This window comes from Phycisphaerae bacterium, from assembly GCA_028714855.1.
Classification (GTDB): Bacteria; Planctomycetota; Phycisphaerae; order Sedimentisphaerales; family Anaerobacaceae; genus CAIYOL01.
In genome coordinates, this window is sequence record JAQTLP010000005.1 from 49,622 (window position 1) to 65,577 (window position 15,956).

Here is a 15,956-nt window from a genome sequence, read left to right on the forward strand (position 1 = left end):
CTTTTATGCTTGAGAGAATTTATAGAGCACAAAGGACTATGAGCGCAGCGTGCGAGACGCTGGGACGGCAAATTAATATAATGGAGGTCTGCGGCACTCATACGGTTTCTATTTTCCGCAGCGGTATAAGGTTCACACTGCCGGACAGGATAAAACTTTTATCCGGGCCCGGTTGCCCAGTGTGTGTTACAGACCAGAGCTATATCGATGCTGTTTTAGCATTGTCGGAGCGCGACGACTGTTTAATTGCTACTTATGGCGATATGATTCGCGTCCCCGGCAAAGGCGGGTCGCTCGAAACAAAACAGCCGCATGCCAATGTAAAGGTGGTTCTGAGCAGCGAAGATGCCCTGCAGTTGGCAAAAGATAATCCTAAAAAAGTAATTGTGTTCGTCGCGGTTGGCTTCGAAACTACCGCACCTGCTACGGCGGTAGCTGTGAAAGAAGCAGAGGCAGAAGGCATTGATAATTTCTGCATTCTGAGCGCGCACAAACTAGTAGTGCCTGCGATGCGAGCGCTGTTATCCGAGAAAAACCATAAGATAGATGCATTTCTCTGTCCCGGGCACGTAAGCGTGATAATCGGATACGGGGCTTTCGCTGAAATTGTAAAAGACTTTAACCGGCCCTGCGTTGTAGCAGGCTTCGAGCCGATGCAAGTCATCGAGGGTCTGGCGGAAATATGCCGCCAGCTTAACGAAGGAAAAGCCGAGCCAAAATCGATATACAACGCCGTCGTAACCGAACAGGGCAACACCACGGCACAAGAAGCCATCGCCGAGTGTTTCGAAACAGCCGACGGCTACTGGCGAGGACTGGGGAAGATTGCGAAAAGCACGCTGAAACTAAAAGATAAATACAGCCGATTCGACGCCTTCAAAAAATTCAATCTAACCGAAACAGCAGGCGGGGAGAGAAATGGCTGTCGATGCGGCGAGGTGCTATGCGGGCTAATAGAACCGCAGGAATGCGAATTGTTCGCGAAAAACTGCACACCTCAGCAACCGGTTGGCCCTTGTATGGTAAGCTCCGAGGGGGCCTGCGCAGCGTGGTTTAAGTACGGCCGAAAGAAACGTACGCAATGACAGAGAAAAACAGCAAAATTTTACTTGCGCACGGCGGCGGGGGTCAATTGAGCGATGAATTAATCCGGTATTATATCCTGCCAAGATTCAAAAATGACGTTCTTGCGGAACTGGCTGATGCGGCAAAACTGAATCTTACTTCCAGTTCTATATGTTTCACAACGGACAGTTACGTTGTAAAGCCGTTGTTTTTTAACGGGGGAGACATCGGGAAACTGGCCGTTTGCGGGACAATAAATGATTTGGCAGTTTCGGGTGCGATGCCTGCCGCCCTGTCCTTGTCGCTTATAATTGAAGAAGGTTTTGAAGTTGAACTGCTGGAGAAGATTTTAACCAGTATCGGAGAAACAGCCCGACAAAATGATGTTAACATTGTTACCGGTGATATCAAGACGGTCGAAGCAGGCGCAGCCGACAAAATTTTTATAAATACCGCGGGAATCGGAACGCGAATAGCCGGCGTTGACTTAGGTTACGACAAAATCTCAGTGGGCGATAAGATTATCATCAGCGGCACGATAGGCGACCACGGTATGACCATCATCTCCCAGCGGGAAGGGATTAAATTTCAATCTAAACTGAAAAGCGATTGCGCAAGCATAGCAAAACCGGCACAAGAACTTTTAGAAAACAGCAACGGCGTGAAATTTATGCGGGACCCGACCCGCGGGGGGCTGGCCGCGACGCTTAACGAAATCTGCCGGGGGAGCAACTTGAGTATTGAAATCAACGAGGCGGATATACCAATCAATCCAACGGTACAGGCGGCGGCTGATATGCTAGGTTTCGATGTGCTTAATATTGCAAATGAAGGCAAATTAGTAGCGGTAGTTTCAGCGGAGTCGGCCGAAAATTGTCTGAATATCTGTAAAAAAAATGAGCTCGGCCTACAGGCAAGTATAATCGGGGAGGTTGTAGAGACCCGCGACATACCTACGGTGGAAATTACAACTAAAATCGGCGGAAAACGAATTGTACAAATGCCATACGGGCGCGAACTGCCGAGGATATGCTGATGCACGAGACGATGGTAGCCGAAAGTCTGCTGATGACAATTTCCGCTGAAAGCAAAACGCAAAACGCAAAGCCGGTGTTGGCAAAAATCAGCTGCGGGATGCTTAACGCCATAAACGATGAAATACTCCGCTTTGCCTTCGAGGCCATTGCCAAGGGGACGCCGTGCGAAGGTATGAAACTGGAAATAGAACACAAGCCGATACAGGGTAAATGCAGGAACTGTGATGAAATATTCAATTTCGAGATTTATCAGCCAAGCTGCCCGAAATGCGAAAGCACGGAATTCGAATTAATGCCTGACGCACCGCTGATACTTGAAGAAATAGAATTAGAAACGGAGTAATGCAATGAGAAAAAAAATTGATGTCGGCAAAAAAATCCTTATTGCAAACGAAGAATACGCCGCCAGAAATAATCAATTCTTAGCTGAACAGAAAAAGCTGTGCCTGAATATGATATCGTCGCCTGGTTCCGGCAAAACAACGATTTTAGTCAGGACGATAACCGAACTGAAAAAAACAATTAAAATCGGCGTCATCGAGGGCGATATTCAAACCGATATCGATGCCAAAAGGATAAAAGCAACCAAGGCGCCGGCAATTCAGATAGAAACCGGCGGTTCGTGCCATTTATCGGCGGCCCAGGTAAGCGACGCGTTAAAGAATTTACCCGTCAGCGACCTGGATTTGATTTTCATAGAAAATGTCGGGAACCTGATTTGTCCAACGGCTTTCGAACTGGGTGAGTGGGGTAAGGTAGCTGTGCTATCTGTGGCAGAAGGTGATGACAAGCCGGCTAAATATCCTGCCATATTCGCAAGGTCAAAAGCGCTGCTAATAAACAAGATTGACCTGCTTGCAGGAACGATGGTTGACTTCGATATCGAACGAGTGAAAGCCGATGTCTGCAAACTAAACAAAAACATTGAAATTTTCCCAGTGTCGGCCAAGACCGGCCAAGGTATGGCCGAGTGGTACAACTGGCTCAAGGAATCGGTAAAAAATATAGGAGGCGAATAATTAATCTTTAGCCCCAGACTGATAGAGGCCGTGTTCGCGGATATAGTCAGCAACCTGAGGCTCAAGCATACCGGTAACATCTTGGCCTGCAGTCAGTTTTCTTCGAACCTCGGTGCTGCTTATATCAATTAGAGGGGTTCGGATGACATTTCGCTGAAGTTTTTCAATACGAGCAGCACCCCAGACGTCCTTAAATTTGGCGAAATCCGGGGGCTCACAGCCGGCCCTGAACATTACACATAAATTGCACTCGTCAATCAGTTCTACAATTCCATACCAGCGTGACAATTCACAAATACTGTCAGCGCCCATCAGCCAATAAATTAAGGCTTTATCTCCGCATTCGGCATGGAAGTGCCTTACGGTTTCCAAAGTATAACAGGGCAGGGGTTTTCTCAATTCATAGTCGTTTAGCTGGAACTTCTCGTTGTCGGCGATTGCAAGAGCTATCATAGCCAATCGGTCACTATCACCTGCCTCGGGGAAGGAAGTCTTGAGAGGTGAGCGCTTTGCTGGAATGAAAATGACTTTCTCTGCGCCGATACGCTCTGCTGCTGCCGCCGCAACAGCAGTATGACCAAGATGAACAGGGTCGAATGTGCCGCCGAACAAGACTATTTTTTTCTTTACCATACAAAACTAACAGCTAAATTGTGGATTGTTTAAAAAATATTACAAAAAAATCAAAAAAACTTTAACTGACAAAAAACGTTAGCAAACGGCAAAAATCCCTGAAAAACAAATTAACTTTCAACCGATTCCCGCGTTTCGCAACACCTGAAAAATATACACAGTTGACAAAAACGAGAAACACTTCTCTCGCAATCAAAAGCGGTAAAACCGCCAAATAAGTTAAAATAAACGGTTTTAACGCAAATAATCATAAAAACATTTTCTCCACGCGAGTAAAAACTTCATCTGCATCCGAAGCTCTAACAAAAACTTTCGTCACAACAAAAACAAGTTTCGCCGTCTCACTGAGAAGTATGATAAACGATACAAGAGGTTATGTAAAACATCGATGATAAAAATTTTTATGAAGAATTTCTAAACATATGGCCGATAAAAATGTAAGATAAACGTGAAATTTTTGTTTGAACAAAATTTTTCAAAGGAATTTAGCTTTTCAAAATAAAGCTAACCAAAATAAGAAAGGATTTAATTAGCCTAAAGGAGGTGACAAAATAATGGCAAAGAAGAAAAAAGCTAAGAAGAAAGCAACAAAGAAGAAAGCCAAGAAGAAAAAAAGATAACGTAACAATTAGAATCTCAACACTTTGATAAGTTACGTAATAATGGAGGGTTCTCCGACAAAGAGAACCCTCCATTTGATTTTCGTATTCATGCCTCAATACAATCACTCCGCAACCCCAAGACAATACTGCTGATTGTCTTCTTGCAATTAGCCGCTGATTTCATATACTGTTGGTTTGACGAATCTTCGATATTAAGGTGCTTTTGTTAAATAACATTATGGACCACTTTAATTATAAAAACGGTAAACTGTTTGCAGAAAATACAGATGTCGAGCAAATAGCCGCTGAGGTAGGCACGCCGGTCTATATCTACAGCAAGGCCACTTTCAAAAACCACTTTCAAAAAATTAAAGAGGCCTACAGCGGGCTTGATACCACAGTCTGCTATTCCGTCAAAGCCTGCAGCAATATAAATATCCTAAAATTTTTAGCTGAAGCCGGCAGCAGCTTCGACATCGTCAGCGGCGGCGAGTTGTATCGCGTGCTGCAAGCGGGAGGCGAGCCGTTAAAAATCGTTTTCGCCGGTGTCGGCAAAACCGACAAGGAAATCATCGAGGCATTAAACGCCGGAATAGGCTACTTCAACATCGAATCAGAAGCTGAGCTGGAAAACCTGACTCGGCTGGCGAAACAGGAAGGAAAACAGCCTAAAGCTGCTCTGCGTATCAATCCTGACGTTGACCCGAAAACGCACAAACATACCACTACCGGCAAAAAAGAAACCAAGTTCGGGATTGATATCGAACGTGCGCGAAAAGTTTTCGCTGATTACGGGAAAAATAAGGCAGTGAAACTTTGCGCAATCCATATACATTTAGGTTCAGCAGGCAAAACCGTCGAACCGTATGTTGAAGCTATAAAGAAAGCGATTGTCTTAATCGACCAGTTGCGCAGCGACGGGTTCACTATTGAAGCGATAGATATGGGCGGAGGCTATGGAGCCGATTACACAACCGCAGCAGCACCTGCAGCTGCCGATTACGCCGCTGTTATTGTGCCGCTGCTGGCTGGTAAAAATCTAAAACTTATCCTCGAACCGGGTGCAAGTATTGCGGCCAATACCGCGATTTTGGTAACGCAGGTTTTATATCTGAAAAGCAGCGGTTCGAAAAAATTTGTTATAGTCGATGCGGGAATGAACGATTTGATTCGTCCGCCATTGTATAATGCGTTTCATTTCATATGGCCGACAAAAGTCGATAAAAAATTCATACCCCCCCGCCGAGACAAAGATTTGCAATTGGCCGACACCGAGGTCGTTAGCGTAGTCGGCCCTATCTGCGAAGGTGCCGATTTCTTCGCACAGGACAGAGCCCTGCCGCTGGTAAAACGGGGAGATTTCATTTCAATTTTCACCGCAGGCGCTTACGGCTTTACTATGAGCAGCAACTACAATGCCCGCCCCCGTGCCGCCGAGGTCCTCGTTGACGGCAGCAAATTCTCCGTCATCCGAAAACGAGAAACCTACGAGGATTTAACATCACTGGAAAAGTGACAGCGAAGCAGAAGGTATCATTCCAAGCCACAAGCCGCGATTTTAGAAGTTTCGTTCGACAAAGCCGGTGTCGATTTTGTTTTTGGCAAAAAGGTTATGCGAGATAATGTTCATACAAGCTGGTATTGTGGTCTTTATCGGCTCGATGACAAATTCCCCTAAAGCCCTTTTCATCGTGGCGATGGCTTCGGTTCGCGTTCTCTGATGGACGATAAGTTTTGCAATCATCGAATCATAACTCGGCGAGACGGTCCAGCCCTGACATACGTGCGTATCAAGTCTGACGCCGGGGCCGCCGGGAGGAATGTATTTAGTGATTGTGCCCGGGCAGGGAGAAAAATTATTCGCCGGGTCCTCCGCGTTAATCCGGCACTCAATCGCCACCCCATTGTGTTTGATTTCCCGCTGGCTCAATTCTATAGGTTCACCAGCGGCGACTTTTATCTGCAACTTAATCAAATCGCGGCCTGTAACCATTTCAGTAACCGGGTGCTCGACCTGAATACGCCTGTTGACTTCGATGAAGTAAAACTTCTTATCGGCATCCAAGATAAACTCTACTGTCGCAGCATTAGCATATTCGGCCTGCTTTATAACTCTCAAAGCGGCAGCACAAAGTTCCTCCCTGTCGCGTTCAGCGAGAACGGGGCAAGGTGATTCTTCAATCATCTTCTGATGCCTTCGCTGAATGGTACAGTCCCTTTCGTAAAAGTGCAGTGCGTTTCCAGCGTTGTCGGCTATCACCTGCACTTCAACGTGGCGAGGTTCAAGTATCAGCTTTTCAAGATAAACAGTTCCATTTCCGAAAGCAGCTTCCGCTTCCGCCTGGGCCGCCCCGAACGCAGAGCGAAAGCTGATGTCATTATGCGCCACTCTCATACCTCGTCCGCCGCCGCCGGCAGCGGCTTTTATCATTACAGGGTAGCCGATTTTATCCGCCAGCTTTAAGGCCTCCGACTCGCTTTCTAAAATACCGTCGGAGCCGGGAACAACCGGCACTTCTGCCTGGCGTGCTAACAATCGTGCCTGAGCCTTGTCACCGAGTAACCGCGATGACTCCACAGGAGGACCTATAAATACTATACCGCAGTCCTTGCAAATCTGGGCGAAGTCGGTATTCTCCGCAAGAAAGCCGTAACCCGGATGAATCGCCTCGGCATCTGTAATCTCAGCAGCACTTATGATATGGGGGATATTAAGATAACTCTCAGCCGAAACAGCAGGGCCTATACAAACTGCCTGATCAGCAAGCTTCAAGTATGGAGCATCTTTATCAGCTTCAGAATAGACCGCCACCGCCTCAATGCCAAGCTCATGACAGGCACGGATAATACGCAGCGCTATCTCACCACGGTTTGCTATAAGGATTCTTGAAAACATATGACAACTATTCAATAATCAACAGTTATTCCGGTTTGACCCTAAAAAGTACCTGACCATATTCAACAGCCTGACCGTTGGCCACCAGTACCTCAGCAATCGTTCCATTAGTTTCGGCCTTTATCTCGTTCATTACTTTCATTGCTTCGACTATACAAACAACCGTTTGCGCATCAACATGCGAACCGACCTCAACGTAAGGTTTCGAGTCAGGACTCGGGGTCGCATAGAACGTCCCGATAAGAGGCGATTTTATCTCCACTAACCCCTCCTTAGACTGCGTGCCGGAAGGCGGGGCCTCAGACGCTGAAGTTTGTATTCCATTCGGGCGAACAGGGACGGTTGAGACAGTCGGGTCAATCATAGGTACAACCACGGTCTTGCCCAATGCCGATTGAGGCTGGGAGCGCTTCAGAAAGACCTTGTCTTCGCCATGCTTTATCTCAACTTCAACGAGGTCGTTTTGTTTCATTATTTCAATAAGCTCTTCTATTTTTTGCAAATCGCTATCTTTTTGCGCCATTACCATATCCTTCCCTAATTGCCAGGATGGCTTACGCCATAAAAGCCATCTATTAAGCTCAATAAGTATAGTCATTAAAGGTGTTTTTGCAAACAATTTCTGCCTGGTTGTGAACTGAGGAGCTATCTGGCAGCGAATTGAAAAGCCTTACCCGAATCAGCCTATAACATCCTAATTTATAGCGGTTTCGTGATGTTTTTAAGAATAACGGCCTCGAAATAGATTAAGCGGCGTTTTGGGATGATTTAAAGTATTTCAAGAGCAACAGCTGTAATATCGTCAATTTCGGGTGGGGCAACTGGCAGATTTTGTAGTAAAGTACTGAACTTATCCATCATCTCAACGAGGGGCAAATCTTTTATTCCACAAAATTCTTCGCTGAAATTAAAACCGTTTGAGTCATCGAGACTACCGATAAATGGCTCTGCTCCATCGGAGTACACCAGTATTTTATCACCGGGCTGAAGTTGTATGGTTTGCTGGATATATTCGGATTTCGCAAAAATTCCGAGCAAAGAGCCTCGTATTTCCAATTGCTGCGGCTGTTCGTTGGGCCTTATAAGAATTGGATAGGGATGTCCTGCCCTGGCGTAGGTCAGCTGCAGCGTCTCTGTATTCAGCAGAGCATAACAACAGGTTGCAAACTGGTAGCCCGAGAGCTTCTGTTTAGCCAGCCGCACATTGAGATTTTTCATAACTTCCACGGGTGAGAATATATGGTAATTGCTATCAACGGTCTCCCGCATAACCAGAGCCTGCTTCAGAAAAATCGTCAGCAATGCAGCAGGTATGCCGTGACCGACTACATCAGCTACATAAAAGCCGATGTGCTGCTCGTCGATGCGGACGACATCGTAGATGTCGCCCGAGACCCACTCAGCCGGCAGAAAGGTTGTAGCCCATCGCACCCGGTCAGTATTGGGCAGTTGAGCGGGCAAAAAATCCTGTTGAACAAGGCCAGCCAGACGAAACTGCTCGGATAGGTTGTCAACCAAAGCACCGGTCGTACCAAGCTGCTCTGCGAGCTTATTTTTGTAAATTCTTTGGACCTGCTTTGGCGGCATCGCAGGTTTTACAGCCATCTCCGAGCTTTTCTTGCGGTAAGCCAGATTCAAGCTGATTCTGACCCACAACTCATCTACGGAAACTGACTCGGTTGAACCGGTCATAGAGAAACTGCTCTTTGCCGGCGATAAAGAAAAACTTTTTACCGGTGTTTGCATCCGTTCGTTGAGCAAAATCACACCAATATTATTCATCTCGAGCGATTCGATTATTCGTGAAAGGTATCCCTGCTGTGAGATACCGAGGTCTACGGTATCAATAATGACGGTTCCAATGAGGTCAAGTCGATCGCGTATCCGGAAGAATGTATCTAACGGCCGTACTGCGAAAGAAAGCTTCTTCTGTCTCAAAAGCCGCTTCACTTCAGACGGCATATAATTCTGATTTGCCAGGTATAAAACGTCTGTGAAGCTTTTTGAAACTTCAAGGGAACTTAGCAACTTTGTGTCTTCCATTTCATTTACCTTCTTCAAGGCCTTCGGTTGTGTTATGGGACTCTGCGGCCATTCTGCTGTGTATTGCAAAATGGAGCTTTCCACACAACACTGAACCAATATTCAAAACGGCATAAGCTAATTTTCGGCTTGTTAGGGATGGCACTTTGCGTTTTTTTTTGCTTTTTTATGCCCATGGAAGGCGGTCAGTGTCTAAACAAAGCTGCAATCTAAGCGATTTTCGGTCTTTACCCGCCTGAGGTGGATTAATTTGACTTGCGGCTTTCAGCCGGCGAAGATTGCCGAGCCGATACGAAGGATAGTTGCGCCCTCTTCAATGGCAAGCTCGTAGTCTGAACTCATTCCCATACTAAGCTCGGTAAAATCCGGACCGACTATTTTTTCGCCTCGCATCTCGATAAACAACTCTCTTGCCCGAACAAAACAAGAGCGAATGACATCCTTGTTGCGCGTCAACGGTGCCATTGTCATCAGGCCGACCAGTTTCAAATTCGGCAGGGTCTCTATCTGCTCAGCCAGATGCGTCGCTGCCCCTACCGGAACGCCATATTTTTGAGGTTCGTCGGAGGTATTTACCTGCAGAAGCACTTTAGGGCATAAGTTCAGTTTCGGCGCAAAAGCGTTTATTTCTTCGGCCAGCCGAAGCGTATCAATCGAATGTATCAGAGAAACTACCGGCAGAACCTGGTTAACCTTATTGCGCTGCAGATGTCCTACCATATGCCAGTTGACTTTTTTCGGCAGAGCAACGTTGTCAGCAGCGGCCAAATATTCGGAAATCTGGACAGAAACTTTCTTTAATTGCTGGACACGATTTTCACCGAGTTCGGTAAAGCCCAGACGAATGACTTCCTGCACGGCCTCGATATCAGCGGATTTGGTTACAACAACAAGCTTTACCTCGCCCGTGTCTCTCCCGAAACGGGCACAGGTAGAGTTAATGGCGTCTTTTACGCGTTTTATTCTTTCAGAAATTTTTTTCATAGAAAAAGGCCGGGAATTCAAAACCAAGCCTGCTAACTCCTCATGGCCACGCCATACCATAGGCACAGAGAAATTCACACAGTCCTAAAAGATGTCAACCCGCGGCCGTTTTTACTGACAGGGCGGCCCTCTGTCTTGTCATCAAAAAACCCAAAAAATGACATCTTTTAGATTCATCAGCCATACTTTACTTCAATAAGCGCAAGCATTCAAGCCATTTTGCTTAATGATTAGGAGAATGTATTAACCGTAAAAAAAATAAAAAAAAGCCATTTTTGCCTTGCTTTTTGCCGCCATTACCTGTATATTAGTCTTGTCAAGTAAGTATGGGTTGAGATGGTGATCTTCCCTTAAAAGCTTTGTTTTTTCGTTTTTTATTTGACATATTTTTGGGGAAGAGTTAGCGTTCAGCCTTCATACGTTAAAGTAATGAAATAATGCCCCTCAGGGGCTTACGAACCTCGGCGAGGCAGCGTGGCATGCCGGTTTCCCCCCCAGCCGGTTCCACCACCTCGCCTTTTTTATGCGCACATCTCTTAATTTAAATTTACCCACAATCAATAACTGAAGAGACGTTTAAGTCTATTCGCCGCGAATTTGAACGAACACTTTTCTGCTGCGAGGACCGTCGAATTCACAGAAAAAAATCCCCTGCCATGTGCCAAGATTGAGTCTCCCGTCTTTTATAAGGACTTGTTCGCTGCAGCCGACCAGAGAGCTTTTGCAATGTGCATCAGAATTGCCTTCGGAATGCCGGTAGCCCGGCTGATGCTGAGGTATGAGTTCCGAAAGTGTCAAAAGTATATCGTGCGGAACTGAAGGGTCTGCATTTTCATTGATGGTTATCGCCGCTGTCGTATGAGGACAATAAACAACGCCATCACCATTTGTAATGCCGGATTGTTCCACAACAGAATCAACTTGGCTGGTAATGTCAATCATCTGGTTGCGGGCCTTGCTGCTTATGTGAAAATCTTTTTCGATGATTTTCATTACTACCTCCTACATCTGATCGACAACTTCGATACCCAGCAGGTTACTTAAGCCATGCCTTATGGTTTTGGCCGTTAAATCGCAAAGCAATAGTCTTGTCGGCGTTTTGTCAGAGCCTGCAACTAAAACCGGACAATTCGTATAAAACACACTGAACTTCTGCGCCAGCTCATATAGATAGCTTGTTAAGTAATTCGGCCTGTAATCAATAGCAGCGGCTTCTATCGCCTCGCTGTAACGGACCAGATGTTTTGCTAAATCCAGCTCGGCAGATTCGCCCAAAATCAACTTATCCAGTTTTACACGCTCACCACCAACATCTACACCTTTTTCAGGGGCTTTTCTTACTATAGATTTAATCCGGGCATAAGCATATTGCATATAAGGAGCGGTGTTGCCTTCCATCGCAAGCATCTTGTCAAAACTAAAGATATAATCGCTCGTGCGATTATTCGAGTAATCCGCATACTTCACCGCCCCAATACCAACCGCCTTCGCAATCTTATCTTTTTCGTCATCGGATAGTTCGGAGTTCTTTTCGTTAACAACCTTATGAGCACGCTCGACGGCCTCGTCCAAAAGTTCTTTTAGTTTCACGTTTTCGCCTGAACGTGTCTTTAGCGGCTTGCCGTTCTCACCCAAAACGCTGCCGAAAGTAACGTGAACCAGTTCCGTCTCCGGCTTCACCCACCCTGCCATTCTTGCAACCGCAAATACCATTTCAAAATGCAGTTGCTGCCGCGCATCGGTTACATAGATAATTTTATCTGCCTTCAACTCCCCCACCCTGTATCGAATCGCCGCCAAGTCCGTCGTCGCATACAAATACGCCCCATCGGATTTTTGAATTATCACCGGCAGCGGATTTCCTTCTTTGTCCTTAAACCCCTCCGGAAATACACAGATAGCGCCATCAGATTCTTTAGCCAAACCTACCTTTTTCAAATCAGCAACAACATTAGGCAAATCTTCTCTGTATGCACTCTCACCTCGAACGTGTTCTTCCTTTAACGTAACATTAAGGCGTTCATAGAGTTGTTGATAATGCTCTTTTGATTGTTTAACAAGAACCTGCCACCGTCCTAGCCACGTTTTGTCTCCTGCGTGAAGATCTGCTATAGCCGCTCGTGAGAGACTTCGGAACTCCTCGTTAGTATCATATTCCTGTTTAGCTTCCCTATACAAGTCTTCAAACTCATGTAAATGTGTTGGCATGACACCTGTTCTTTTGCCAACGAGAGCTCCTTCCCACCACTTGTAGATTCCGGCGATTAGCATTCCGAATTGAGTTCCCCAGTCGCCGATGTGGTTTTGGCGGATAACTGTATGGTCTTCCAATTCGAGCAATCGGCAGACACAGTCGCCGAGGATTGTGCTTCGCAGATGGCCTACATGCATTTGCTTGGCAATATTCGGCCCTGAAAAATCAACGACAATGTTTTTTGGCTTGTCGGCTTTTTCTATGCCGAGCCGCTTGGCGTCCTTATTTACTTCCAGAAGGCCCGCGGCAACATATTCTGGTTTTACTCGCAGATTTATAAACCCCGGCCCCGCGATTTCCGGCTTTTCGCAAATATCACCTATATCGAGTTTTGCTACGATTTGCTCGGCTAATTTGCGAGGATTGGTCTTGAGCTGCTTTGCCAGCGCCATTACGCCATTGACCTGATAATCGCCGAACTTGGGGTCTGTGGAGAGACAAACCTGCGCCCTGCAATCCTCTTGATTGACAGCAGCGGCCATAGCGGCGCTGATTCTGTCTTCGAGTATTGTAATAACCGGTTTCATTTTTTAGGCGTTTTCTTCGTCTTCCTGCTTCGCTTGGGCTTTTCCCATTTCAGCCGTTTGGCATCGCCCCAGAGCAGTTCCAAATCGTAGTAATCGCGATATTCGGCATCGAAGATGTGTATTACGACATCGACATAGTCCAGCAATATCCAGCGTCCCTGCTCATAACCGGCCGAGCCGAAACGCTGCCTTCCCTGTTCTCTTGCCGCCTTGCAGATTTCATCAGCAACGCTGCGCCCCTGCCTGTCGCTTGTGCCGGTTGCGATTACAAAATAGTCGGTGGCGGGCGATTTGCCTTTCAAATCCAGAATCACAATATTGCTGCAGTGCCGTTCGTCCGCCAGTCGGGCCGCGGCCAAAACAAAGTCCCGGGCCTCTGAGTTTAGCTTCTTTGCCAAATTATGCCTCATTTCAATGAAAAACGGGGTGACCCAAACAGGCCACCCCGATAGATTACACGACAATCGAGCATTAGTCAACAATCGGCGACTAACGCAGATGCAGCCATTCCCCTACAACTGGCGCGAACTTGAGAATTACGCCTGTAAAGACCAAGCTGACCATACTCATCAGCTTGATAAGAATATTCAAGCTCGGCCCGGAGGTATCTTTGAAAGGGTCGCCGACGGTATCACCGACCACCGCTGCCTTGTGAGCAGGCGAGCCCTTACCGCCAAGGTTTCCCTTTTCGATATACTTTTTAGCGTTGTCCCACGCGCCGCCGGCGTTATTGAGCGTAACAGCGAGGACGAAGCCGCAGGTCAAACCGCCAGCAAGCAATCCCATCACGCCCGGAATACCGAGAATTATCCCGACAGCTATCGGCACGAGAATCGCCAAAAAGGACGGCAGAATCATTTCCTTCTGCGCACCCTGCGTAACAATTGAAACACACCTTGCATAGTCGGGCTTCGTTTTGCCTGTCATAATGCCGGGCATTTCCCTGAACTGCCTGCGGACCTCCTCAACGATTCTGCCTGCGCTTCTTCCGACAGCTTTCATCGTCAGCGCACAGAACAGAAACGCCATCATAGAGCCGATGAAAAGTCCCGCCAGAAGACGCGGGTTCATAATTGTCAACTGATATGCGGCGAGGAAATCGGTGATATGTGCAGTCGCGACATTGACCGCCCCTTCAACCTCCCTGCCGGGGGATGAGAAAAGAACCGTCCCAACCTTGTAAACGCCGTCAGGACTTTCGGAAGCGAAGCGGCCAATCCATATCTTTATCTCTTCGATATTTGCCGCCAAAAGAGCCATAGCCGTCAGAGCAGCCGAGCCGATTGCGAAACCTTTGCCGGTTGCGGCAGTCGTGTTGCCTAATGAATCGAGCGCATCGGTCTTTTTGCGAATCTCTGGCCCCAGTTCGCTCATCTCTGCGTTGCCGCCGGCGTTGTCGGCTATCGGCCCGTAGGCGTCAGTCGCAAGCGTAATACCAAGCGTCGCCAGCATTCCCACCGCGGCAAAGCCGATGCCGTATAATCCAATCGCCATATCGGCAAACCCGCCCGCAAACGCATAAGCAGCAATAATGCAGATTGCTATCGTCAGCACTGGCAGCCCCGACGACATCATTCCGTTTGCAAAGCCGGTGATGAGGACCGTGCCCGAACCCATTTGTGCCTGTTCGGCTATCTCGCGGGTCGGCCTGTATTCATCGGAGGTATAGTATTCTGTAAATTGACCTATCAGAACACCCGCGACCAGACCGGAAACTACCGAGCCGAAAATACCCCAGCTTATCCAATCCGTCATTGCGAGCAGTGCCACAGCGACAATTATCAGGAACGAGCTGCTCAGCGTTCCTGTAAGCAAGGCCCGCAGAAGATTTTTCTGTGATGCGTCTTCTTTGCAGCGAACCATAAAGATACCGATAATTGAAAGAATCGTCCCAAGACCCGCGACCAGCATCGGGGCAAGCACTGCCTTGTAGGGGTCCATACCTTTGGCCGAAAGAACATTGACCGTAAGGGCCGCTCCAAGGGCCGAGGTGGCGAGAATCGAACCGACGTAGCTTTCGAACAGGTCCGCCCCCATACCCGCTACGTCGCCGACGTTATCTCCGACGTTATCTGCGATTGTCGCGGGATTGCGAGGGTCGTCCTCAGGAATACCAGCCTCGACCTTTCCGACAAGGTCAGCTCCAACGTCAGCGGCCTTTGTATAAATGCCGCCGCCTACACGGGCAAACAACGCCTGTGTTGATGCGCCCATTCCAAATGTAATCATCGTCGTGGTAATCTCCGTCAGTTTGTGGGCGGGATCCATACCGGCCTTGACCAGCGTAAGACCCCATAGAACCAGGCCGTTTTGCATATGCTCAGGCGTATAAACTATCTGGTCCAAAAGCCAGTACCAGAACGCTATGTTAAGCAATCCGAAGCTGACGACAACCATACCCATCACAGCCCCGGAGCGAAAAGCCACCTGCAACGCCCTGTTCAAGCTGTGCATCGCGCCCTGGGCCGTCCTGCTCGACGCATTTGTTGCCGTCTTCATTCCAAAGAAACCTGAAAGTGCGCTGAAAAATCCCGCTGTTATAAACGCCACGGGCACAAAAGGATTCTGGATGCCGATATAGGCGAGCCAGACAAATAACGCAAACAATGCCAAAAACACCAGGGCCACAACTTTGTATTGACTGAACAGATACGCGTACGCGCCTTCACGCACGTATGAAGCGATTGTCTCCATTTTTTCATTGCCCTTCGGGGCGGCCATCATCGTCTTGTAGAAGTAATATGCGACAATCAGACCCAGCACCGAGCTAATCGGCGCAACCCACCAAGCCCAAGGGATAGCATCCACCACGCTGGCAGCCGTAGCCGCCTCAGTTTCAGCCGCAAGGCACGTCGTTGCAAACGCCAGCACGCATCCTGCAATTCCAATCTTTCCA

14 protein-coding genes are annotated in these 15,956 nt (G+C 47.6%); 5 read left to right on the plus strand and 9 right to left on the minus strand.

Translation table 11 applies throughout. The features are described from left to right. Positions 1–5: 5 nt before the first annotated feature. Genes hypD through hypB form a run of 4 tightly spaced genes read left to right on the plus strand, consistent with a single transcriptional unit; the run spans position 6 to position 3,121 of the window. A complete protein-coding gene (gene hypD, locus PHG53_05040) occupies positions 6–1,085 on the plus strand; it encodes a hydrogenase formation protein HypD (GenBank protein MDD5380988.1) in 1,080 nt (359 codons plus the stop codon). After that, the gene (gene hypE / locus PHG53_05045) at positions 1,082–2,101 is read left to right on the plus strand and encodes a hydrogenase expression/formation protein HypE (GenBank protein ID MDD5380989.1); all 1,020 of its coding nucleotides are present in this window, start codon (positions 1,082–1,084) and stop codon (positions 2,099–2,101) included. The genes hypD and hypE overlap by 4 nt, the downstream gene beginning before the upstream one ends. Next, positions 2,101–2,445, plus strand: a complete 345-nt coding sequence (locus PHG53_05050; protein ID MDD5380990.1) for a hydrogenase maturation nickel metallochaperone HypA — start codon at positions 2,101–2,103, stop codon at positions 2,443–2,445. The genes hypE and PHG53_05050 overlap by 1 nt, the downstream gene beginning before the upstream one ends. 4 nt (positions 2,446–2,449) lie before the next feature. Continuing rightward, complete coding sequence (hypB, locus tag PHG53_05055; protein ID MDD5380991.1) at positions 2,450–3,121, plus strand: hydrogenase nickel incorporation protein HypB; 672 nt, start codon at positions 2,450–2,452, stop codon at positions 3,119–3,121. Here the strand turns inward: hypB and nadD are convergent, their stop codons facing one another. Beyond that, a complete protein-coding gene (gene nadD / locus PHG53_05060) occupies positions 3,122–3,754 on the minus strand; it encodes a nicotinate (nicotinamide) nucleotide adenylyltransferase (protein ID MDD5380992.1) in 633 nt (210 codons plus the stop codon). It abuts the gene before it with no gap. Between the two features lie 840 nt (positions 3,755–4,594). Here nadD and lysA point away from each other — a divergent pair. Then, a complete protein-coding gene (gene lysA, locus PHG53_05065; protein MDD5380993.1) occupies positions 4,595–5,872 on the plus strand; it encodes a diaminopimelate decarboxylase in 1,278 nt (425 codons plus the stop codon). Positions 5,873–5,914: 42 nt separating this feature from the next. Here lysA and accC read toward each other — a convergent pair whose 3' ends face one another. From accC to PHG53_05105, 8 genes are all read right to left on the minus strand, one after another. Next, positions 5,915–7,252 (minus strand): acetyl-CoA carboxylase biotin carboxylase subunit, encoded by a 1,338-nt coding sequence (gene accC, locus PHG53_05070; GenBank protein MDD5380994.1) that lies wholly within the window; start codon positions 7,250–7,252, stop codon positions 5,915–5,917. Positions 7,253–7,277: 25 nt separating this feature from the next. After that, positions 7,278–7,775, minus strand: coding sequence for an acetyl-CoA carboxylase biotin carboxyl carrier protein (gene accB, locus PHG53_05075; GenBank protein ID MDD5380995.1), 498 nt, complete (start codon positions 7,773–7,775; stop codon positions 7,278–7,280). A gap of 245 nt (positions 7,776–8,020) precedes the next feature. Continuing rightward, complete coding sequence (locus PHG53_05080) at positions 8,021–9,295, minus strand: PP2C family protein-serine/threonine phosphatase (GenBank protein MDD5380996.1); 1,275 nt, start codon at positions 9,293–9,295, stop codon at positions 8,021–8,023. A gap of 264 nt (positions 9,296–9,559) precedes the next feature. Further along, a complete protein-coding gene (locus PHG53_05085; GenBank protein ID MDD5380997.1) occupies positions 9,560–10,279 on the minus strand; it encodes a YggS family pyridoxal phosphate-dependent enzyme in 720 nt (239 codons plus the stop codon). Positions 10,280–10,861: 582 nt separating this feature from the next. Next, a complete protein-coding gene (locus tag PHG53_05090; protein ID MDD5380998.1) occupies positions 10,862–11,272 on the minus strand; it encodes a secondary thiamine-phosphate synthase enzyme YjbQ in 411 nt (136 codons plus the stop codon). Positions 11,273–11,281: 9 nt separating this feature from the next. Further along, a complete protein-coding gene (gene argS / locus PHG53_05095) occupies positions 11,282–13,060 on the minus strand; it encodes an arginine--tRNA ligase (GenBank protein ID MDD5380999.1) in 1,779 nt (592 codons plus the stop codon). Next, the gene (rsfS, locus tag PHG53_05100) at positions 13,057–13,458 is read right to left on the minus strand and encodes a ribosome silencing factor (protein ID MDD5381000.1); all 402 of its coding nucleotides are present in this window, start codon (positions 13,456–13,458) and stop codon (positions 13,057–13,059) included. The genes argS and rsfS overlap by 4 nt, the downstream gene beginning before the upstream one ends. Before the next feature lie 91 nt (positions 13,459–13,549). Further along, positions 13,550–15,859, minus strand: coding sequence for a sodium-translocating pyrophosphatase (locus PHG53_05105; protein ID MDD5381001.1), 2,310 nt, complete (start codon positions 15,857–15,859; stop codon positions 13,550–13,552). Positions 15,860–15,956 lie beyond the last annotated feature (97 nt).